16 protein-coding genes, 2 tRNA genes and 2 pseudogenes are annotated in these 20,916 nt (G+C 64.5%); 10 read left to right on the plus strand and 10 right to left on the minus strand.

Going from position 1 to position 20,916, the window contains the following annotated elements:
- Positions 1–168: 168 nt before the first annotated feature.
- From QK287_RS08070 to QK287_RS08085, 4 genes and pseudogenes are all read right to left on the minus strand, one after another.
- A complete protein-coding gene (locus QK287_RS08070) occupies positions 169–828 on the minus strand; it encodes an SDR family oxidoreductase (RefSeq protein ID WP_282359783.1) in 660 nt (219 codons plus the stop codon).
- A 176-nt stretch (positions 829–1,004) separates the two neighbouring features.
- Positions 1,005–1,078 (minus strand) — tRNA-Met (locus QK287_RS08075).
- A 62-nt stretch (positions 1,079–1,140) separates the two neighbouring features.
- A tRNA-Thr gene (locus QK287_RS08080) sits at positions 1,141–1,212 on the minus strand.
- Positions 1,213–1,445: 233 nt separating this feature from the next.
- A pseudogene (locus QK287_RS08085) lies at positions 1,446–1,982 on the minus strand (transposase); the annotation flags it as partial.
- Between the two features lie 5 nt (positions 1,983–1,987).
- Here QK287_RS08085 and QK287_RS08090 point away from each other — a divergent pair.
- Positions 1,988–2,284, plus strand: coding sequence for a hypothetical protein (locus QK287_RS08090; protein ID WP_226773936.1), 297 nt, complete (start codon positions 1,988–1,990; stop codon positions 2,282–2,284).
- 353 nt (positions 2,285–2,637) lie between these two features.
- On the opposite strand, the gene QK287_RS08095 is transcribed toward QK287_RS08090, so the two are convergent.
- The 3 genes from QK287_RS08095 to QK287_RS08105 all read right to left on the minus strand — a co-directional run bounded on the left by QK287_RS08095 (position 2,638) and on the right by QK287_RS08105 (position 6,343).
- Positions 2,638–3,093, minus strand: a complete 456-nt coding sequence (locus QK287_RS08095; RefSeq protein WP_282359784.1) for a nucleoside deaminase — start codon at positions 3,091–3,093, stop codon at positions 2,638–2,640.
- A 767-nt stretch (positions 3,094–3,860) separates the two neighbouring features.
- Positions 3,861–4,664, minus strand: coding sequence for a creatininase (locus tag QK287_RS08100; RefSeq protein WP_282359785.1), 804 nt, complete (start codon positions 4,662–4,664; stop codon positions 3,861–3,863).
- A 140-nt stretch (positions 4,665–4,804) separates the two neighbouring features.
- Positions 4,805–6,343, minus strand: coding sequence for a cytosine permease (locus tag QK287_RS08105; protein ID WP_226773939.1), 1,539 nt, complete (start codon positions 6,341–6,343; stop codon positions 4,805–4,807).
- Between the two features lie 108 nt (positions 6,344–6,451).
- On the opposite strand from QK287_RS08105, the gene QK287_RS08110 reads away from it, so the two are divergent.
- Positions 6,452–7,999, plus strand: coding sequence for a PucR family transcriptional regulator ligand-binding domain-containing protein (locus QK287_RS08110; RefSeq protein ID WP_226773940.1), 1,548 nt, complete (start codon positions 6,452–6,454; stop codon positions 7,997–7,999).
- 24 nt (positions 8,000–8,023) lie between these two features.
- Here the strand turns inward: QK287_RS08110 and QK287_RS08115 are convergent, their stop codons facing one another.
- The 3 genes from QK287_RS08115 to QK287_RS08125 all read right to left on the minus strand — a co-directional run bounded on the left by QK287_RS08115 (position 8,024) and on the right by QK287_RS08125 (position 11,555).
- Positions 8,024–8,848, minus strand: a complete 825-nt coding sequence (locus tag QK287_RS08115) for an IclR family transcriptional regulator (RefSeq protein WP_282359786.1) — start codon at positions 8,846–8,848, stop codon at positions 8,024–8,026.
- An 81-nt stretch (positions 8,849–8,929) separates the two neighbouring features.
- Positions 8,930–10,186, minus strand: a complete 1,257-nt coding sequence (locus QK287_RS08120; RefSeq protein ID WP_226773942.1) for an aminopeptidase P family protein — start codon at positions 10,184–10,186, stop codon at positions 8,930–8,932.
- 61 nt (positions 10,187–10,247) lie between these two features.
- Positions 10,248–11,555 (minus strand): MFS transporter, encoded by a 1,308-nt coding sequence (locus QK287_RS08125; RefSeq protein ID WP_282359803.1) that lies wholly within the window; start codon positions 11,553–11,555, stop codon positions 10,248–10,250.
- Positions 11,556–11,857: 302 nt separating this feature from the next.
- On the opposite strand from QK287_RS08125, the gene glyA reads away from it, so the two are divergent.
- The 8 genes and pseudogenes from glyA to QK287_RS08165 all read left to right on the plus strand — a co-directional run.
- Positions 11,858–13,168, plus strand: coding sequence for a serine hydroxymethyltransferase (gene glyA, locus QK287_RS08130; RefSeq protein ID WP_226773944.1), 1,311 nt, complete (start codon positions 11,858–11,860; stop codon positions 13,166–13,168).
- A complete protein-coding gene (locus QK287_RS08135; RefSeq protein WP_226773945.1) occupies positions 13,165–14,385 on the plus strand; it encodes a sarcosine oxidase subunit beta family protein in 1,221 nt (406 codons plus the stop codon). Before glyA ends, QK287_RS08135 begins: the two co-directional genes overlap by 4 nt.
- 27 nt (positions 14,386–14,412) lie before the next feature.
- Positions 14,413–14,835: a sarcosine oxidase subunit delta gene (locus QK287_RS08140; RefSeq protein ID WP_226773946.1), complete on the plus strand. Its 423-nt coding sequence runs from the start codon at positions 14,413–14,415 to the stop codon at positions 14,833–14,835.
- Positions 14,832–17,792, plus strand: coding sequence for a 2Fe-2S iron-sulfur cluster-binding protein (locus QK287_RS08145; RefSeq protein WP_226773947.1), 2,961 nt, complete (start codon positions 14,832–14,834; stop codon positions 17,790–17,792). The genes QK287_RS08140 and QK287_RS08145 overlap by 4 nt, the downstream gene beginning before the upstream one ends.
- Positions 17,785–18,420, plus strand: a complete 636-nt coding sequence (locus tag QK287_RS08150; RefSeq protein ID WP_226773948.1) for a sarcosine oxidase subunit gamma family protein — start codon at positions 17,785–17,787, stop codon at positions 18,418–18,420. Before QK287_RS08145 ends, QK287_RS08150 begins: the two co-directional genes overlap by 8 nt.
- Positions 18,420–19,835 carry an L-serine ammonia-lyase gene (locus QK287_RS08155; protein ID WP_282359789.1) on the plus strand — a complete coding sequence of 472 codons (1,416 nt, stop codon included), beginning with the start codon at positions 18,420–18,422 and terminating at the stop codon, positions 19,833–19,835. Before QK287_RS08150 ends, QK287_RS08155 begins: the two co-directional genes overlap by 1 nt.
- A 3-nt stretch (positions 19,836–19,838) precedes the next feature.
- Positions 19,839–20,735, plus strand: a complete 897-nt coding sequence (gene purU / locus QK287_RS08160) for a formyltetrahydrofolate deformylase (RefSeq protein ID WP_226773950.1) — start codon at positions 19,839–19,841, stop codon at positions 20,733–20,735.
- An 84-nt stretch (positions 20,736–20,819) separates the two neighbouring features.
- Positions 20,820–20,916: pseudogene (locus QK287_RS08165) on the plus strand (pyridoxal 5'-phosphate synthase lyase subunit PdxS); the annotation flags it as partial.

A 20,916-nucleotide genomic window follows, 5' to 3' on the forward strand; every position in this document is an offset into this window, starting at 1 on the left:
CGGCCAGGCTAGTCGCTGCAGGTGGTGAAAAGCCAGTAGCTCAAGAAGGGCCCGACCCTTTGAACTGCTCCCCGAAAGTTGGACTGAAAATTCAGTCCTGACATACGGGGAGCAGTTTTATGTTTAAGGGCAGTTCGTTGCCTGAGGGACAGCGCGGGGCCCGCCGGCTCAGCTCAAAGTCGCCAGCGCGGACGCGATCGGTACGGCCCCGTCGCGGAACTCAATCGTGCGGTGGATGGTCGCCGGCAGAGCCAGCACCGCGGCAGCAACAAGGGCCACGTTGTCCCGCGCAGTGGAGTTGCCGTCGGAAGTGTCGGACGGGTTGACCTCGATCTTCCCGTCGGCCCCGCCGTCCGTGAGGGACCCCGGTCCCAGGATGGTCCAGTCCAAGCTGGTGCCGCGCAGGTACGAATCCGCGGCGGCCTTGGATTCGGCGTAGGCGTAGAAGCTATTGTCTTCGGGGACGCCGTGGTCTTCACCCGCCCCCATGTAGGAGACCATAACGTAGCGGCTGACACCTGCCTGGGCTGCCGCGTCCATCGACCGGATGGCGGCGTCCCTGTCGACGGCGTACGTGCGGGCCGCTGCGCCGCCACCGGCTCCGGCGGACCACACGACGGCGTCATGGCCGCGCAGTGCCTCCGCCATCAGATCGGTCGGGGCGCTCTCCACGTCCAGCACGGCCGGCGTGGCGCCGGTGCCGGCGACTTCCTCCTTCTGCCCTTCCTTCCGGATCACAGAAGTGACCTCATGCCCTTGCCCCGTCAGGATGCGGGACAGTTCCAGAGCCACTTTTCCGTGGCCGCCAATGATTGCGATTCGCGTCATAAGATCATTCTCTCCTACAGACCGTGGCCCTGGCCATGTTGTGGAATCACCCCTGGCTGGCTAGACCCACGATGATCATCCCTGGCGGGCTAGACCCACGATGGGAGCCGGCAGCGCAGGGGCGACGGGGTTTAGAACAAAAAGACCCTGCGGCCTTGGCCTGCAGGGTCATTCTGTAGCGGCGGGGAGGCTCGATCTCCCGACCTCACGATTATGAGTCGTGCGCTCTAACCAACTGAGCTACGCCGCCGGAAATGAGGAAAACCTGTGCTCAGCCGGCCAAAAACCGCCTTGACACAGGCCCTCATTCAGAGCCCCCCACCGGAATCGATCCGGTGACCTCGTTCTTACCAAGAACGCGCTCTACCACTGAGCTAGGGGGGCAACGAGTAAATACTCTACCGGAAGATTCCGTTCCCAACAAATCGGTACCAAAGCGCTCCGGGAAGCGTCAAAAACAGCGCAAATCCGGCGCTTTGGGGTCCCGTTTGCCGGGGTCAGCGGTACCGAACACACCAACGCCGGCCAAGACCCGCCAGCACACGGGCCGTGATTCAGGCCCCGTACTTGACCGATAACGACCACCACCAACTGCAAGGGGATTCTCAATGACAAAGTCAAGCGCCTTGAGTGACCGGTATCGTCCGGTGCTCGAAGCGTTTGCGGTCTCTGAGGAGCGCCCAGATGACGTTGATGCGGCGTCGGGCCATGGCGAGGATGGCTTGCTTGTGGTTCTTCCCTTCAGCGCGTTTCCGGGTGTAGTAGGCCCGCGAGGTCGGACAGTGAACGGACGCGGTATGGGCGGAGAGGTGGCAGGCGCGCAGCAGTCGTCGGTCGTAGCGTCTGGGTCGGTGGTGGTTGCCGCTGACCCGGCCGGAGTCACGCGGGACCGGGGCTACCCCAGCGACGCCGGCGAGTCGGTTGGGGTTCTCGTATTGGTCCATGCTTCCGCCTGTCGCGGCGAGGAATTCGGCGGCGAGCTGCACACCAAACCCAGGGACGCTCAGCAGGATTTCGGCGTATTCATGCTCTCGCAGCCGGACCTCTATCTGGGCCTCGACCTCCTCCATCTCTTCGCGCAGGCGCAGGATCTGAGCCGCGATCTTAGCCACCAGCATCGCGGCCGCTGTCTGCCCGGTCACGGCGGTGTGTTGGCGGCATGGAGGGCCCCGGCCGCGAGATCGAGCCCGTCACCGGTAACGACAGCAGCCGGCTCAAAGACCAGGGCCTGAAAGCAAAGAAGACATCGGCCGCTGACTACGGCACAGCGGAACGCCAAGAAGCCTTCGCGGCATCCCTGGCAAGCGCCATGGCCAACCAAACGCAAGTAGGAGGAGGCGCCGCCGCAGAACGCAACGAGGGCACCCACCCCAGCGCGTCCCTCGCCATGGGCAAAGGCGCAGCCAAAGCCAAGAAAGTCCGCACAGACGGCGCAGTGGGATCCGAGCGAAACTAAAGCGGCCCAGCTCCGTAAAACAAAAGGGTGATTGTGTCAACCTTGTCGGACCCCACCAGGACGGTGTGGATTTTAACGATCGACAATCTCCATATGAAGCTACCGAGGTGAGCCGGACGGGTACCGGCCACCCAGCCATGGGCGGACAAGTCGATCGAAGGGCCTGCGCTCCGTAGCCTCCGGGCTGGAAGGGCACCGTTGACGCTCAGCCTCGAACTGCTCCGGGACAGAAACCCGGCGGGAAAATACCGCCCGCACTGCGCACAGAAGCAGGCCCGGTCCCGGCCTCAGCGAACACGCCCTGGCGCTGGCCGTATCTGAACCATTTCACTGCTGCCCACTTTGTGCGTGGGCTATTCGGCGATGTCCTCAGCCCATAGTTCAGGGTGCTCGTCCTGGAAGGTGCGCATCATCTCGACGCATCGGGCATCATTCAATAGCACCACGTCGACGCCACGTGAGCGCAGAAGTTCGAATTCGCCGGGGAAAGTCATGGCCTCGCCCACCACTACGCGCGGAATCTTGAACTGGATGATGGTCCCGGTACACATCGCACACGGTGCCAAAGTGGTGTAGAGGGTCGTGTCACGGTAGCTTTTCTGGCGTCCGGCAGCCCGCAGCGCCGACATCTCGCCGTGGGCGATTGGATCACCATGCTGGACGCGCTCGTTGTGGCCGGTGGCAATCACTTCGCCGCCGCGGGCCAAGGCAGCGCCGATCGGGATGCCGCCCTCTCGGAGACTCTTTTGGGCGGCCTCGTAGGCAGCTTCGAAGACCGGGCCAGTGACGGTTCGTTCATTTTCGGACATGAGTGCAGTCTAAATCGCCCACGACGAAAAATTGTTGGCGCCGCTGAAACGGTTTGGCCAGTCGTTCCGTAAGGCTCACATAGGAACGAGTGCCGCGACGAGCACCAGGGCCACACCAAGCGCACTTGCGACTCCTGCAAATACGAGTCTCCCCCGGCGACCGGGTAGGTCACCTCTTGGGCCATTTCGTAGTTCCAGCGTGAGCATGAGGGCTGAACCAGGGACAAGCACCAGGCCTGTAACCATAAACGTTGCCTGGATCGTAGTCATTGGCTATCTGCCTTCAGCACCTAAGCGGATGTTAGCTGCGACTCTATATCTGGGACGGGTCGTTTGTGTTAACAAAGGACTTCAAGGATCCACCGCAGGAAGCTGACCACACAGCCGATTGACCGAATAGGACCTAGATCTCCGCTCCGGTTCGCCTATGGAAAGTTTTTCCTCTGGACGCAGTGTGGCCGGGGTATACCCAACGCCGGTGTCGGGTAATTCGGGAACAGCCCTGCAGCGGCGTGGATGCAGCATCGTCGCTGCCTGGTCGAAACCTGGCCGGCTGTTTAACGCCCCCCTGACTCCCCGTCGGTGTACATGTCATCCCGGCGGAATTTGGCGGCCAGCAGATCCTCGACGTGCCTGCCTTTATCCCGGCATTTTGGTCAACACCCTCGCTTAGCCGATGTGCGCAGAACCCTGACCCGAAGGCGCCGCGGGAAAGTCTCCCCGCGGCGCCTTCGTTGAACCGTGTTGGCCTGTGGAATCGTTGCCCACTAGGCCGGAACAACCGCAGACGCGGGTTCATGGAGCAGTTCACTTCCCAGATCGACGGCCAGATCCCGGACAACCTGTCCGTACAGCAGGCCGCCCTTGGCTGCGCTGGAGCCAGCAGCGGAGGAGAGGCAGCCGGTGGCGGGTGTCCGTTCCGGAACCACCGGGAGCCTGTCGAAGCGCGGGAGGACCGCAGCGGGACCGTCGACCAGGCGGTCCATGGCTACCCGAGCCGGTTCGAGGTGGAGCATGAGCGAGGTTTCCAGGACCCCGCCGTGCTCGATGTCCCAGCCCGGGAAGCCATCGGGGTAGACCTGCCCGAGTGTGTCATCGCTGACGAAGTCCCAGTACGACAGAAGCAGCGCGCTTTGCTCTGCCCCGGGCTTGATCCTCAGCTCGTCCAAGGCGAGGTCGATGCCCTCGTACAGGAACTGATAATTCTCGAAGTGGCCGTTGATGAAGACCACGTGCCGGACGCCTTGGTTGAGGAAGGACTTGACCAGGTTGCGCGCCACGCCGATAAGGGTTGCGCCATCCAGGCTCGTTGTACCGGCGAGGTGGTTGCCGCCGCCGGACTTCTGCTGCGACTTGTACCCGTAAGCGATGGGCTGGGCAACCAGTCCACCCAGCCGCCTGGCTACACCCTCCGCGAAGTGGGAGGCGAGGATGGTGTCCGTTCCCAGCGGAAGGTGGGGGCCGTGCTGTTCCAGGGACCCGACGGGAATGAGGACGATCGCGTCCCCGGATGCCAAAGCTTCGCGATAGGCAAAGGCATCCAGGTCTTCCAGTAATACTGACTTGTCCATGCTGGTGGTGCTCCTCGTTTGGTGCCGTGTGCGAGTGGCGGCTGACGCTTTCACCGGGTGTTCGGCGCTGATGATCTTGTGGGCCGCCGGTCCCAAGGGCAATCTTGTGACGTTTTCGGCGCCATCGGGGTGAGCTTTGGTCAGAGACCGGCGGAGGGAGCGGACACAGCGGGAAGGTTGGCCGTCCCGGTGGCGGATGCCTCTGGGGCGGATTTAGTGTTACTGCGGAGGTGCAGGTAGCGCCGGTGGAATCGCGGGCCCATTATGGCGTAGGTTGCGGCGCTGGTCAGGCCGCCGGCGAGCCAGGACAGGTCCCATCCACCGAGGGCGACGGCGATGGGTCCCTGCATGGCCGGCACCAGCCCGTACATGAACAGCCACGTGGCGAAGATGCCGACGATGAGGGCGGCAATGCCGGCCGGGTTCACAGCCGGGAGGCGCTTGGTGCCGACGGCGTCGAACAGCCGTGAGGGGTCGCCGGGCCAGCGCTTGTCAAGCCAGAAATAGTGGACAAGCATGACGCCGCCCCAGGCAGCCACCCAGGCCACGAGACCGATCAGCCAGGCGTCCAGGACAGAGGCGAAGTCCTCCTGGAAGATGAAGAAGACGACTGCGGCAAGGGAGAACACGCCGACGAACAGGTTCAGCTTGCGCCTACTGATGGAGATGTCGAGAGCCTGCGTGGCGACCGAGAAGGTATAGATGTTCAAGATGTTGGTCGCGATCGGGCCGTGCAGCACCATGAGCAGCACCGGCAGGGCCAGCGCGCCGAAGTTGAGCACGATTAGTTTGCCCGGATCTATTTCCCCTGTGTTTGTGGCCAAACTGGCCCCTAGGATTCCGAGCCAGACGACGGGTATAAACTGGCCCAGCACGGAGGCGAGGTAGACCTTGCGCTTAGGCACCGTGGAGCTGACGAAGCGGGAGTAGTCCGCGGCGTAGGTGAACCAAGTGATGCCCCAGCCAATGCCGATGGCCGTCATGACCGCGCTCATCGCGGCGATGCGTTCCGAGCCTTCCAGGATATGGCCGGCAGGTCCGGCGTAGGTCCAGTTGATCTTCATGCCGAACCAGGCGACTGCCGACATCACCGTCAGGATGATGATGGTTGGCGGGACGGTCCATTTCTCGAACGCGGCGATCGCCTTGTAACCGAACCAGGCGATAGCCACCTGTACGGCCATGATGAAGGTGGCGATGCCGATCTTCCAGAGGTAGTTCTTGGCCTCCGGATCCACCCAGCCGAGCGTTCCGAACAGCGCCATGACCAGATCCAGGATGATCCAGGTGTTGACGGCGCACCAGCCGATGACCAAGAGGGCCTGGATAGCCGCGGGCAAGTAGTTCCCCTGCCGGCCGAAGGCGGCCCGGGCCAACACCATACCGGTGGCGCCGGTCTTTTGGCCGAGGAGCACAAAGCATCCGAAGAGCAGCATGCCTATCAGGTTCCCCAGTACAAGGACTGTCACGGTGTCCGCGAAACCCAGCCCCAGCTGGATGCCGAGCGCACCCAGGACCCAGTTGATCGGGGCGAGGTTGGCGCCGGCCCAGATCCAGAACTGACCGGAGACTTTTCGGGTGCGCTGGGATTCGGGAATGGGCTGGAGCCAGGCCTCGTGGTCCACGTGGTCTTCGTTGACCACTGGACTGGCGGGTATCGCTTGGGATTTTTCAGGCATTGGAGCCTCCGTTTGAGTTTTGGGGTTCCTCCAAGAATATGTGGCATACACCACACCTGCCTATATATAATGTGTCAAGTCAATATCTAATTTTAGCGACGGAGTGTCATGCCCATTCGCCTGAGGGAAGTCCTGGACCATCCGATGCTTTCGATCGCTGATCCCATCGTCCGGGCAGCGGCTGGCCCGGCGGAGCGGACCCAGCTCCGTTGGATCCACTCCAGCGAGATCCTGGACATCGCTCCCCTACTTGACGGCGGGGAGCTGCTGCTGACAGGAGGTGAAGCCCTCGCCCAGGCCTCAGAGGATCGGCAAATCATGTACGTCCGCCAATTGGCCGAGCGGGGCGTGGCGGCGCTGGCCATCGAAACCGGCGTCGCCCTTCCCGCGCTGCCCTCAGCCATGGTTGCGGCCGCCGAGGCAGCCGGATTTCCGTTGATCGAGCTCCGCAAAGTGGTGCCGTTTGTCGCTGTCATGCAAGCGATCAACTCGATGCTGGTCAGTGAATCGGTTTCGCAGTTGCGGCGGGCCGACGAGGCCAGCCACGCGATGGCCGTTGAGCTGGCGCACGGCGGCAGTCTGGACCGGATCCTGGCCGTCCTCGCAGGCATCACCCACTCCGAGGTGACCCTGGCGTCCCTGACAGGGGCGCTCCTGGCCAGTGCAACGCCCGTGAACGCTGAGTCCGACGACGTTGCCACCGACTCTTTCCACGCAACGCAGGACCATGCACGGCTGATCCATATCGACGTTCCGGTACGGGGGATCCTAGCCGCGCAGCTGTTGCTCCGGGTGCCGGTAGACGAGGACGAAAATCTTGCGCGCACGGCCGGGAAGCGGTCGGTGGACATCCTCGCCTTGGCGATGCTGCAGCGGAGGTCCCCCGGACTGCGGGAGGTCGCAGGAGCTGCCTTGATCCGCGCAATTGATTCAGGCAGCCAGCCGTGGCGGCTTCAGCAGTTGGCATCGGCAGCAGGAATTCCGGTCTCCGCCCCGCTGGTGGCCCTGGTGGTCCGGTCAGATTCCTCCCAACAGCTGCGTACCTCTGTCGAACAGCTGCTGGACCGGGCGGCGCACTCCCACGCCACCTACGTCGACAACGCCGAACTTCTCGCAGTGGCCGGCCTGGGCGGCGACGCGCCGGAGCAGAGCCGGCAACGGCTCATTGCCGGGCTCCTGGAGCTTCCGGCCGTAGCCAAGACGCTCGCGGCAGTGGGCCCCCTGGCGGCTGGCATTTCGGCGGCCCCCTGGTCGTTGTCCGAAGCCAAGCTCACGCTGGAACTTGCCGTCTCCCCGGAAAAATCAGGTTCCGAAATCGGTGGCGAGCACCAATCCGTGCTCGACGCGGAGGCATTCGCAGTGGAACGCCTCGCCGTTCAATCCCTGGACCCCTATCAACGACGGAACTTCGTCCGCCACCAGCTGGGTGCGCTCGTGGACTACGATGCGCAACGCAATTCGCGGCTGCTCGACACTCTGGCAACGTGGCTGGATTCCGGGTGCAACACAGCCCAAGCCGCCAGGGAGCTACATCTGGAACGGCAGTCGTTGCACCAGCGGCTGCGGCGGATCTTCGAGCTGTGCGGCGGTGACCCGCGGGCAACGCGTCGGTTGGCGGCATTGCATTTGGCCACCCGGCTGGCGCGGCTTGCCTGACTCCATTCCAACTGGCCCGACGTCCTAGCTTTGCCCGTGCTCTTGGGCCCGGGCCGGCCGTCCGCCGAGCCGGATGGTGACCTGCCGGGCGGCGGCCGCGCAAGCCTCGCCAAGACTTTGCAGCCGCTCGCGGGAAACCCGAAACCGGGGGGCAGGAATGAGGACGGCGGCCACGATGTCTCCACGATGATCATAGACAGGCGCGGCCACGCCGACTTCGTCGATGGAGGATTCCCCGTAGTTGATGGCCCAGCCGCGGGCCTTCACATCTTTAAGTTTGATCTGGTATCCATCGAGGCCGACGTCGTCGAGTCCCGGATACGTTATTGTCCCGCTGCGGAGCAGTGCAGGGACACGCTCGACCGGTTCGGCGGACAGGAAGACCTGCACGGAGGCGCTCATGGCGTCCTGGTACCTGGCGCCCAGCGGTGTGGTGTGCTTGATCTGCTGGTGGCTGGCGATCTGTTCCACACACATCGACTCCGTGCCGTTCCACAGCATCAGCGCACTGGTTTCGCCGGTCTGTTCGGTGAGTTCCTGCAGGACCGGGTAGGCCACGCGCCGTTCTTCCAGCTCGGCCAGAAGCGGCCCGGCGACGGCGATCAGTCCCAGGCCAAGTCGGAAGCGCCGGGTTTCCGGATCCCGTTCCACGAGGTGTTCCTGTTCGAAGGTGGACAGGATCCGGGAAACCGTGCTCTTGTGCAGGCCAACGCGGTTGGCGATCTCAGTGACGCCGAGCAGCGGTTCGTCGGCGGTGAACGTTCGCAGCACGGCGATGGCGTTGACGATGACCGAGGTGCCCTTGGCGTCGCCGTTTCCGTTGGTATCAGGAGATTCTTCTGGACTCATGGTGACTCTCATCATTCCTTACGGAAGCCAAAAGCGGCGCCACTTGGAAAGTGGCGCCGCCTCATTGCGGATCAGGGACGCTCAGGCGCCTACGATGTTGTATTCCGGCCCGAACGGGAACTTGGTGATGTTCTCGGCCCCGTCCTCGCCGACCACCAGGATGTCGTGCTCACGGTAGCCGCCGGCGCCGGGCTGGCCGTCAAGGACCGTGATCATTGGTTCCATGGAGACCACCATGCCCGGTTCCAGGACGGTGTCGATGTCCTCGCGGAGTTCGAGTCCGGCTTCCCGGCCGTAGTAGTGGCTCAGGACCCCGAAGGAGTGCCCATAGCCGAACGTGCGGTTGGCCAGCAGTCCGTGGCCTACGTAGATCTCGTTCAGTTCGGCGGCGATGTCCTTGCAGACGGCTCCTGGCTTGATCAGTTCCAGGCCGCGCTTGTGGACTTCCACGTTGATGTTCCACAGCTCCAGCGACCGGGCGTCTGGTTCACCATAAAACAAGGTGCGCTCCAGGGCGGTGTAGTAGCCGGAGGTCATGGGGAAGCAGTTCAGGGACAGGATGTCGTGTTCCTGGATCTTGCGGGTGGTGGCCCAGTTGTGGGCGCCGTCGGTGTTGATGCCGGACTGGAACCAGACCCAGGTGTCCCGGATTTCCGAGTCCGGGAAGGTCCGGGCGATTTCGTGGACCATGGCTTCGGTGCCGATCAGGGCGACCTCGTATTCGGTAATCCCGGCGGTGATGGCGTTGCGGATGGCTTCTCCGCCCAGGTCGCCGATGCGGGCTCCGTGCTTGATGACCTCGATCTCTTCGGCTGATTTGATCATCCGCTGGCGCATGGCGGCCTGGGCGACGTCCACGAGGGTGGCGGAGTCGAAGGCTGCCTGGATTTTGTTGCGGTTGTCCAGCGGGAGTGAATCATCTTCGACGCCGATCCGGCGCGGATTAATGCCGCGGGTGCGGAGCGCCTCCTGGATGGCGAAGATGTAGTTGTCGCGGCGCCAGTCCGTGTAGACCACGTTGTCGCCATAGCTGCGGCGCCACGGCATGCCGGCGTCGATGTTGGCCGTGACGGTCACGGTGTCGTCCTTGGTGACCACCATGGCATAGGAGCGGCCGAAGTAGGTGAACAGGAAGTCGGAGTAGTACTTGATGGAGTGGTAGCTCGTCAGGACGACGGCGTCCAGATTCTTCTCCTCCATGATGCGGCGCAGCCCGGACAGCCGGCGCTCAAACTCAGCGTTTGAAAAGGTCAGTTTTTCCTTCTGTCCGTTGTGCAGGACCTTCAGCCGTTCCAGTTCGGAAATCGACGAGGCGTTTGCGGAGATGGTGCTGGTCATGGTGGTGGTGCCTTTCTTCGGTGCTGTTCTTTGAAGCGGAAAATTGGGGCGTCAGCCTGGGCTATTTATGGCTCAGCGGTTCCTTGCTGGTTTCACGGGAGAGCACCACGGCGATCAGGGAGATGATCGCGGCGCCCACCAGGTACCAGGCCGGGGCCAGTTCATTGGCCGTCGCGGCGATCAGGAGCGTCGCCATAAAGGGTGCGGTGCCGCCAAAGAGGGCGTTGGAGAGGTTGAAGCTGACCGCGAATCCGCTGTAGCGGACACGGGTCGGGAACATTTCCGCCAGGAAGCTCGGAAGCGTGCCGTCGTTGAGGGTGAGCATCGCGCCGAGCAGGACCTGGACGAGGACGATCACCAGGAAGTTTCCGGTGCCGAGCAGGGCGAAGGCTGGAACGGTCAGCACGATGAAGCTGAGGGATGCTGCGATGAGAACCTTCTTGCGGCCGTAGCGGTCAGAGAGCATTCCGGTCAGGAAGATGAACCCGATGTATGTCACCAGGGCGATGGTCGTGGCCAGGAAGGACTCGGTTTTGCCGAGGCCGAGTTCCGAGGAAAGGTAGGTCGGCATGTAGCTGAGAATTACGTAGAAGCCGACGGCGTTGAGCAGCACCGCTCCGACTGCCCTCAGCAGCAGCCGCCAATGGTCGCGGAAGAGGCCAAAGACCGGGGCCTTGATGGTCTGGTCCTCTGCTGCGAGTTCGCGGAACACCGGGGTGTCTTCGAGCTTGGTGCGGATGTAGCGTCCGATCAGGCCCATCGGGGCGGCGAGCAGGAATGGCAGACGCCACCCCCAGCTCTGCATGGCCTCGGAGCTAAGCAGAGCGGTCAGCAGCCCCGCGAGCAGAGAGCCGAGCAACAGGCCGGCAGCCGTACTGGCGGGAACGACGGCGGCGTAGAGGCCGCGTTTGTTGGCCGGGGCGTACTCCACCAGGAATGCGGAGGCGCCGGCGTATTCCCCCGAGGCGGAGAAGCCCTGCGCAACCCGGATAATCAGCAGCAGGATGGGAGCCCCGATGCCGATCGTGGCGTAGCCAGGAATTAGGGCGATGCAGAATGTCGCTCCGGACATGATCAGGATGGACAGCGAAAGTGCTGTCCGGCGCCCAACGCGGTCGCCGATGTGGCCCCAGACGAAGCCGCCCAACGGCCGAACCAGGAACGAGATGGCGAACAGGGCGAACGTGAGCAGGAGCCCGGTCTGGGGGTTGGATTCGGGAAAGAAGACTGCGGCGATGGTGACTGCCAGGTAGCCGTAGACCGCGTAGTCAAACCACTCCACGAAGTTGCCGATGAAGCTCGCGGCGATCACCCGGCGTCGGGTCTCCTTGCTGACTGCGTGAACAGGTCCAATGGCCGTCGGAGGCAGTGAATCTGCGGAATCCGGAGCCCGCCGTGAGCTGGAGTCCGGGATGGTTGCCGCTTGATTTGGTTCGTTACTCATATGTCCACCAATGAAAATTTGGAGTTGCATTGAACGCAACGCTGTTGCATCAGATTATGCGTGAGCTGAAACACAGTCAAGGGTTTTTTTCCGCGGATATAGAAATCTGGCCACCTTACGATTCGGAAGAAAAGTGATTGACGCAACACCGGCGGCCAACTAGAGTTGCATTCAACGCAACACTGTTGCATTCGTCTTTAAGTTTCCTTGAACCGAAAGAGGCCGCCATGACGGGCACCCTGAATGAAACCCTGGCCAGCGTCGACGCCGACGTCGCCCGGGCCATTGACCATGAGCTGGAGCGCCAGCAGTCCACCCTCGAGATGATCGCGTCCGAGAATTTCGCCCCCGCCTCGGTCATGGAGGCGCAGGGCTCGGTGCTGACGAACAAATACGCCGAGGGCTACCCGGGCAAGCGCTACTACGGCGGCTGCGAACACGTTGACGTGATCGAGCAGCTCGCCATCGACCGGGTCAAGGCCCTGTTCGGCGCGGAAGCGGCGAACGTGCAGCCGCACTCGGGTGCGCAGGCCAACGCCGCCGCCATGTTTGCCCTGCTGGAGCCGGGCGACACGATCATGGGACTCTCGCTGGCGCACGGCGGACACCTCACCCACGGGATGCGCATCAACTTTTCCGGCAAGCTTTACAACGTCGTCCCTTACCATGTGCGCGAATCCGACATGATCGTGGATATGGCCGAGGTCGAGGCTCTTGCCCTGGAGCACCGCCCGAAGATGATCGTGGCCGGCTGGTCCGCGTATACGCGCCAGCTCGACTTCGCGGAGTTCCGCCGCATCGCCGACGCCGTGGGCGCCTATCTCATGGTGGACATGGCTCACTTCGCCGGCCTGGTGGCCGCGGGGCTGCACCCGAACCCGGTGCCGTATGCCGACGTCGTCACCACCACCACGCACAAGACCTTGGGTGGCCCGCGCGGAGGCGTGATCCTCAGCCGTGAGTCCCTGGCGCGCAAGATCAACAGCGCCGTCTTCCCCGGCCAGCAGGGCGGCCCACTGGAACACGTGATCGCGGCCAAGGCCGTGTCCTTTAAGATCGCAGCAAGCGATGAGTTCAAGGACAGGCAGCAACGCACTCTGGAAGGGGCCAAGATCCTGGCCGAGCGCCTGCTCGCACCGGACGTCGCCGAATACGGTATCTCCGTAGTGGGCGGCGGCACCGACGTGCACCTGGTCCTGGTGGACCTGCGCAACTCGGCCCTGGACGGGCAGCAGGGCGAGGATCGCCTGCACCGAATCGGCATCACCGTGAACCGCAACGCCGTCCCGTTCGACCCCCGCCCGCCGATGGTCTCCTCCGGGCTCCGGATCGGCACCCCCGCCTTGGCCACCCGCGGCTTCGGCCCGGCCGAATTCACCGAGGTTGCCGACATCATCGCCGAGGCCATCAAGGGCAAGCTCAGCGACGAGTCGGCCGTCCTGCTCCGCGACCGGGTCACGGTCCTCGCCGAGAAATTTCCGCTTTACCCGAATCTTTCCGGAACTGCCGGAACCACCCCGAACGGAGTTGCACTATGAGCACGGAACAGCTTCCGGAGCACCCGGAATTTCTCTGGCGCAACCCGGAGCCCAAGTCCTCCTACGACGCAGTGATTGTCGGCGGCGGCGGGCACGGCCTCGCCACCGCCTACTACTTGGCCAAGAACCACGGCATGACGAACATCGCGGTGCTGGAAAAGGGCTGGCTTGCCGGCGGGAACATGGCCCGGAACACCACCATCATCCGCTCCAACTACCTCTGGGACGAGAGCGCGGCGATCTACGAGCACGCCCTGAAGCTGTGGGAGATCCTGCCGGAGGAGCTCGAGTATGACTTCCTGTTCAGCCAGCGCGGCGTGATGAACCTCGCCCACACCCTGGGCGATGTCCGCGAAAGTATCCGACGGGTGGGGGCCAACAAGCTCAACGGAGTGGATGCGGAGTGGCTGGATCCGCAGCAGGTCAAGGAACTCTGCCCCATCCTGAACATCAACGACAACATCCGCTACCCCGTTATGGGCGCCACGTACCAGCCGCGCGCCGGCATCGCCAAGCACGACCACGTCGCGTGGGCCTTTGCCCGCAAATGCGATGAGCTCGGCGTGGACATCATTCAGAACTGCGAAGTCACCGGCTTCGTCAAGGACGGCAACAAGGTGGTCGGGGTCAAGACCAACCAGGGCACCATCCACACCGAAAAGGTGGGTCTCTGCGCGGCCGGCCACAGCTCGGTGCTGGCCGAGATGGCCGGTTTCCGGCTGCCGATCCAGTCCCACCCGCTCCAGGCCCTCGTGTCCGAACTCCACGAACCGGTCCACCCCACCGTCGTCATGTCCAACCATGTCCACGTCTACGTCTCCCAGGCACACAAGGGCGAACTCGTTATGGGCGCCGGCGTTGATTCCTACAACGGCTACGGGCAGCGCGGATCCTTCCACGTGATCGAGCACCAGATGGCCGCCGCCGTCGAGCTCTTCCCGATTTTCGCCCGGGCCCACGTGCTCCGGACCTGGGGCGGGATCGTTGACACCACACTGGATGCCTCCCCCATCGTCGGCACCACCCCGGTGGAGAACATGTTCGTCAACTGCGGCTGGGGAACCGGCGGATTCAAGGGCACCCCGGCCGCCGGGCTGACCTTCGCGCACACCATCGCCACTGGAACGCCGCACAAGCTCAACAAACCTTTTGCCCTCGAGCGCTTCGAAACCGGCGCCCTGATCGATGAACACGGCGCCGCCGCCGTGGCCCACTAGCCGCCGTCCCTTAGAAAGAAGACGCACATGCTGCTTATCTCATGCCCCAACTGCGGCTCGCGCGACGAGACCGAGTTCCACTACGGCGGCCAGGCCCACGTCCCGTACCCGGAGAACCCGAACGACCTGAATGACAAGGAATGGGCCGAGTTCCTGTTCTACCGCGAAAACACCAAGGGCATTTTCGCCGAACGCTGGCTGCACAGCACCGGATGCCGCCAGTGGTTCAACATGCTCCGCGACACCGTGACCTACGGCATCCAGGCCGTGTACCCGATGGGAACGCCCCGGCCCGATGTATCGGTCCCGGCCGCTGCCGAATCCGGCACTGCCAGCACCACTGCCGAGAGCACCACCACCGGGGACTCCGCCCCAAGCATCGCAGCTTCCAGCATCGCCCCGGCCGCAACACCGGCCAGCACCACTGCCCCGAAGGGAGCAACCAAGTGACTTCCCAGAACGCCCGCCTTGCCGCCGGCGGACGCATCGACCGCACCATCGCCTGGCGTTTCACCGTGGACGGCGAGGAATTCACCGGCCACCCGGGCGACACACTCGCCTCGGCCCTGATCGCGAACGGCCGCATCGCCGCCGGCAACTCGCTCTACGAGGACCGGACCCGTGGCATCATGTCCGCCGGCGTGGAGGAATCCAACGCCATGGTCAAAATTGCTGCGCGCTTCCCCGGCGACGTTGCCGAATCCATGCTCCCGGCCACCACTGTCACCCTGGTGGACGGCCTGAAAGCAGAACTCCTCAACGGCCTGGGCAAGCTGGACCCGGAGGAGGACCGAGCCGAGTATGACAAGAAATACGTCCATACCGACGTCCTGGTGATCGGCGGCGGCCCCGCCGGCCTCGCCGCGGCCCGCGAGGCCGTCCGCACCGGCGCCCGCGTGATCCTGATGGACGACCAGCCCGAGCTGGGCGGATCCCTCCTTTCCGGCTCAACCGCGCCCGGGCTGACCGAGACCATCGAAGGCAAGCCCGCGCTGGAATGGGTCGGAGACGTCGAAGCCGAACTGGTTTCTGCCGCCGAGTCCACCGTCCTGAACCGGACATCCGCCTTCGGCGCCTACGACGCAAACTACGTCATCGCCGTCCAGAGCCGCACCGACCACCTGCCCAGCCCTGCCGCTCCCGGTGTGTCCCGGCAGCGGATCTGGCACGTCCGCGCCAACCAGGTGGTGGTCGCCCCCGGCGCCCACGAACGCCCACTGGTTTTCGAGAACAACGACCGCCCCGGCATCATGCTCGCCTCGGCCGTCCGCAGTTATCTCAACCGCTACGCCGTTGCCGCGGGCCAGCGCGTCGTTATCAGCACCACTAATGACAGCGCCTACGCCCTGGCTGCAGACCTGCAGGCCGCCGGCGTCAAGGTCGCCGCCGTCGTCGACGCCCGGGCCAAGCTCACGGACGTTGCTGCGGCCGCCGTCGAAACCGGCACCCGGGTGCTGATCGGCAGCGCCGTTGCCAACACCTCTTCCTCTGGAGATGGCACGGACTCCGGCGACGGCCGGCTCAATGCCGTCACCGTCCGCAGCATCAACGACGACGGCGAACTCACCTCCGGGGTCGAGGAGGTCGCCTGCGATCTCCTGGCCGTGTCAGGTGGCTGGAGCCCGCTGGTCCACCTCCACTCCCAGCGCCAGGGCAAGCTGCGCTGGGACGACGGGCTCGCCGCTTTCGTGCCGAGCACCGTGGTCCCGAACCAGCAGACCATCGGCTCCGGCCGCGGCAGCTTCGAACTTGAGGATTGCCTGGCCGAGGGCATCTCCGCCGGAGCCTCAGCCGCCATCGCCGCAGGCTTCGCATCCTCCGTCGAACCCGCCCCCATCGGCGAACCGAAGGCGACCGGCCCGACCCGCCAGCTCTGGCTGGTCCCCGGGCAGGAAGGCGGCCCGGATGACTGGCACCACCACTTCGTGGACTTCCAGCGCGACCAGTCCGTGGCCGACGTGCTGCGTTCCACCGGCGCCGGCATGCGGTCCGTGGAACACATCAAGCGCTACACCTCCATCAGCACCGCCAACGACCAGGGCAAGACCTCCGGCGTCAACGCGATCGGCGTCATCGCCGCCGCGCTCCGGCAGGCCGGCGAGGCCTCGCGCGGGATCGGCGACATCGGCACCACCACCTACCGGGCACCGTTCACGCCGGTGGCGTTCGCAGCACTCGCGGGACGCCAGCGCGGTGAGCTGTTCGACCCCGCCCGGCTCACCTCGATCCACCCGTGGCACGTCGCCAAAGGTGCCCTGTTCGAGGACGTCGGGCAGTGGAAGCGCCCCTGGTACTACCCGCAGGGCGGCGAGGACATGGACACCGCAGTACTGCGCGAATGCGCCGCCGTCCGCGAGTCCGTGGGCTTTATGGATGCCACCACCCTGGGCAAGATCGAAATCCGCGGCAAGGATGCCGGCGAGTTCCTGAACCGTATCTACACCAACGCTTTCAAGAAGCTCGCTCCGGGTTCGGCCCGCTACGGCGTGATGTGCATGGCGGACGGGATGATTTTCGACGACGGCGTGACCCTGCGCCTCGACGAAGACCGGTACTTCATGACCACCACCACCGGCGGCGCCGCGAAGGTGCTCGACTGGCTGGAGGAATGGCTCCAGACCGAATGGCCTGAACTGGACGTGCACTGCACCTCGGTGACCGAACAGTGGTCCACCATTGCCGTAGTCGGGCCCAACTCCCGCGCTGTACTCGCAAAGGTGGCCCCGGAGCTTGCCGCGGACGGCGGGCTGAAAGCGGAAGCCTTCCCCTTTATGACCTTCCGCGAAACAACCCTCGCCTCCGGCGTGCAGGCCCGGATCTGCCGGATCTCCTTCTCCGGCGAACTGGCCTACGAAATCAACATCCCGTCCTGGTACGGGCTGAACACCTGGGAAGCCGTGGCCGCCGCCGGGGCCGAATTCAACATCACCGCCTATGGCACCGAAACCATGCACGTGCTCCGCGCAGAAAAGGGGTACCCGATCGTCGGTCAGGACACCGACGGGACCGTCACCCCGCAGGACGCCGGCATGGAATGGGTTGTATCGAAGGTCAAGGACTTCATCGGCAAGCGCTCCTACGCCCGGGCCGACGCTGGCCGCACAGACCGGAAGCACCTGGTCAGCGTCCTTCCAGTGGATGGCACGATCCGGCTCCCGGAAGGCACTCAGCTCGTCGAGCAGGGCATCACCACGAACCCCGCCTACGGCCCCGTCCCCATGCAGGGGTTCGTGACCTCGAGCTACCACAGCGCCGCGTTGGGCAAATCGTTTGCCTTGGCCCTGATCAAGAACGGCCGCAACCGTATCGGCGAAACCCTTGTGGCCGCCGCCGGGGACCAGCTGATTGACGTCGTTATAGCAGAAACCGTACTTTTTGACCCCGAAGGGACCCGCAAAGATGGCTAATACAGCAGCACTGACAGGCATCAATGGACTCCGGGACATCCGCCGCAGCCCCGCCTACCACCTGACCGAAGCGCTGGCGGCCGGATCCGTCCCGGGCAAGGTGGTCCTCAACGAAGGTCCGTTCCAGACCATGGCCGGAGTCCGCGTGGACCCCCATTCCGAGGCAGGATCACGGATCGCAGCCGCGACCGGCGGACTGCCGGCACGCTGCGGTGACGTGGCCGGCACGGACAGCATCAGCGTCCTCTGGCTCGGACCGTCCGAGTTCATGGCAGTCGCACCGGAAGCTGCCCACGATTCCTTGGGCGGCAACCTCCTCGGCTCCCTCCTGGAAGCACTGGGCGACGCCCCAGGCCAGGTGGTGGATCTCTCCGCCAACCGCACCACGTTCGAGCTCTCAGGCCCGCGCGCCCGGGCCGTCCTGGAAAAGGGCTGCGCCCTTGATCTGCACCCCCGCAGCTTCACCCCGGGAACGGCGCTGACCACCGAAGTCGGCAACATCCCCCTGGTACTGCAGAAGACCGCAGAGAACAGCTTCCGGCTCTTCCCCCGGGCCTCGTTCGCGGAGTTCCTGGGCCGCTGGCTCCTGGACGCCATGCGCGAATACGCATCCCCTGAGGTCCCCTGATGGCGCTCAGCGTCCTGGATCTGTTCTCTGTTGGCATCGGGCCGTCCTCCTCCCACACGGTCGGCCCGATGCGGGCGGCCAAGCGGTTCGCAGACGGACTGAAGAGCGAGGGGCAGCTGAGCGCCACAACGAGGGTGCAGGCCGAACTGTTCGGCTCCCTCGGCGCCACTGGCCGGGGCCACGGCTCGGACAAGGCCGTGGTCCTGGGCCTCCAGGGCCAGGACCCGGACACGGTGGACACCTCCACCGCCGACGACCAGGTCGCGGCCGCCGCCCTCGACGCCGAGCTCCGGATCGGCGGGGACCACCGGGTGGACTTCAACTGGGACGAGGACGTGGTGCTGCACCGCCGCAAGTCCCTACCGGCCCACCCCAACGGCATGACCTTCCGGGCACTGGACCACACCGGGGCAGTGCTCAAGGAGCGCAGCTACTACTCGATCGGGGGCGGCTTTGTTGTTGACGGCACCGCCCAGGGCGCTGACCAAGTGGTGGCGGATGACACCGTGCTGCCCTACCCCTTCACCACTGGCGACGAGCTCCTGGAAATCTGTGCCCGCGAGAACATGTCCATCGCCGACGTTATGCTCGCCAACGAACTTCTCTGGCGCAGCGAAGCCGAACTCCGGGACAAGCTCCTGGCCCTGTGGGCCGTCATGCGCCAATGCGTGGAGAACGGCTGCGCGGCCGAGGGCATCCTGCCCGGCGGGCTGAACGTCAAACGACGCGCCCCTGCCCTGTTCCGGACGCTGGCAGCATTCGCCGTGAACGCCGAAACCGAAGCGAGGAACCCGTCCCCAGTCCAGGTGCCCGCGGACCCGCTGCTCGCGATGGAATGGGTGAACCTGTTCGCCCTGGCCGTCAACGAGGAAAACGCCGCCGGCGGACGGATCGTCACCGCCCCCACCAACGGCGCGGCCGGCATCGTGCCCGCGGTCCTGCATTACTACGTCAAGTTCGTCCCCGGAGCCAACGACGACGGCGTCATCCGCTTCCTCCTGACGGCCGCCGCCGTCGGAATCCTGTTCAAGATCAACGCCTCCATCTCCGGCGCCGAGGTCGGCTGCCAGGGCGAAGTCGGATCAGCCTGCTCCATGGCCGCAGCCGGGCTGGCCGAAGTCCTGGGCGGCACGCCCGCGCAGGTAGAAAACGCCGCGGAGGTCGGGATCGAACACAACCTCGGGCTGACCTGCGACCCCGTCGGCGGGCTCGTGCAGATCCCCTGCATCGAACGCAACGCCATCGCCAGCGTCAAGGCCATCAACGCCGCCCGCCTCTGCCTCCACGGCGACGGCAGCCACAAAGTGTCCCTGGACAAAGCCATCAAAACCATGCGCGAAACAGGAGCGGACATGAAAACCAAGTACAAGGAAACCTCCCGTGGAGGCCTCGCCGTCAACGTCATCGAGTGCTGAGCCATGGATACCTTAAATAGCACCGCGAACAGCACCGTCGATGAATACGTTCTGGCCCTCGACTGCCCGGAAACACGGGGCCTCGTCCACGCCGTGTCCGGATTCCTGCTCGAACAGGGCTGCGACATCCTGGAAAGCAAGCAATTCGACTCCCAGGACGACGGCCATTTCTTCATGCGGATCCACTTCGCCGTGGCCGACAACTCCCCCGGCGGACCGGCCGCCCTTGGTTCGCTTGAGGAGGCCTTCGCGCCCGTGGCCGAAAAATTCGGCATGCAGTGGCAACTGCGCGCCCACGGGGCGAAACGCCGGGTCCTGATCATGGTCTCGAAATTCGAGCACTGCCTCAACGATCTGCTGTTCCGCGCCCGCATCGGCGAGCTGCCCATCGACATTGTCGGGGTCGTCTCGAACCATCCGGACCACCGGGGAATCGTAGAATGGCACGGCATCCCCTTCTTCCACGTGCCCGTCACGGCCGCCACCAAGCCAGCAGCCGAAGAGCGCCTAATGGAGCTCGTCGACCGGCTCGATGTCGAACTCGTGGTTCTGGCGCGTTACATGCAGGTCCTCAGCGACGAGCTCACCCGACGCCTGGATGGCCGTGCCATCAACATCCACCACTCCTTCCTGCCCAGCTTCAAGGGCGCCAAACCCTATCACCAGGCGCACGCCCGCGGCGTGAAGACGGTAGGGGCCACGGCGCACTACGTCAACGCGGAGCTCGATGAAGGGCCCATCATCTCCCAGCAGGTGGTCGAGGTAGACCACACCTTCGGCGCCGAGGATCTCGTGGCCGCCGGACGCGACACCGAGCGCAAGGCACTATCGAACGCCGTCCGCTGGCACTGCGAGGGACGCGTTTTCCTTCAAGACAACCGGACGGTCGTCCTGCGCTAGCTCCTGGACCCACCCAGGAGTCCGGCGCTAGCCGTGTCACCACGGCGCGCCCGGTACATCCACAAACAACGAAAGAGACATCCATTGAATCAGCCACTTCCCCGGGCTACGGGCAGCAGCCGCGTCAAGCGCGGTATGGCGGAGATGCTCAAGGGCGGCGTCATTATGGACGTCGTTAACG

The organism is Arthrobacter sp. AL05 (assembly GCF_029960715.1).
GTDB lineage: Bacteria > Actinomycetota > Actinomycetes > Actinomycetales > Micrococcaceae > Arthrobacter.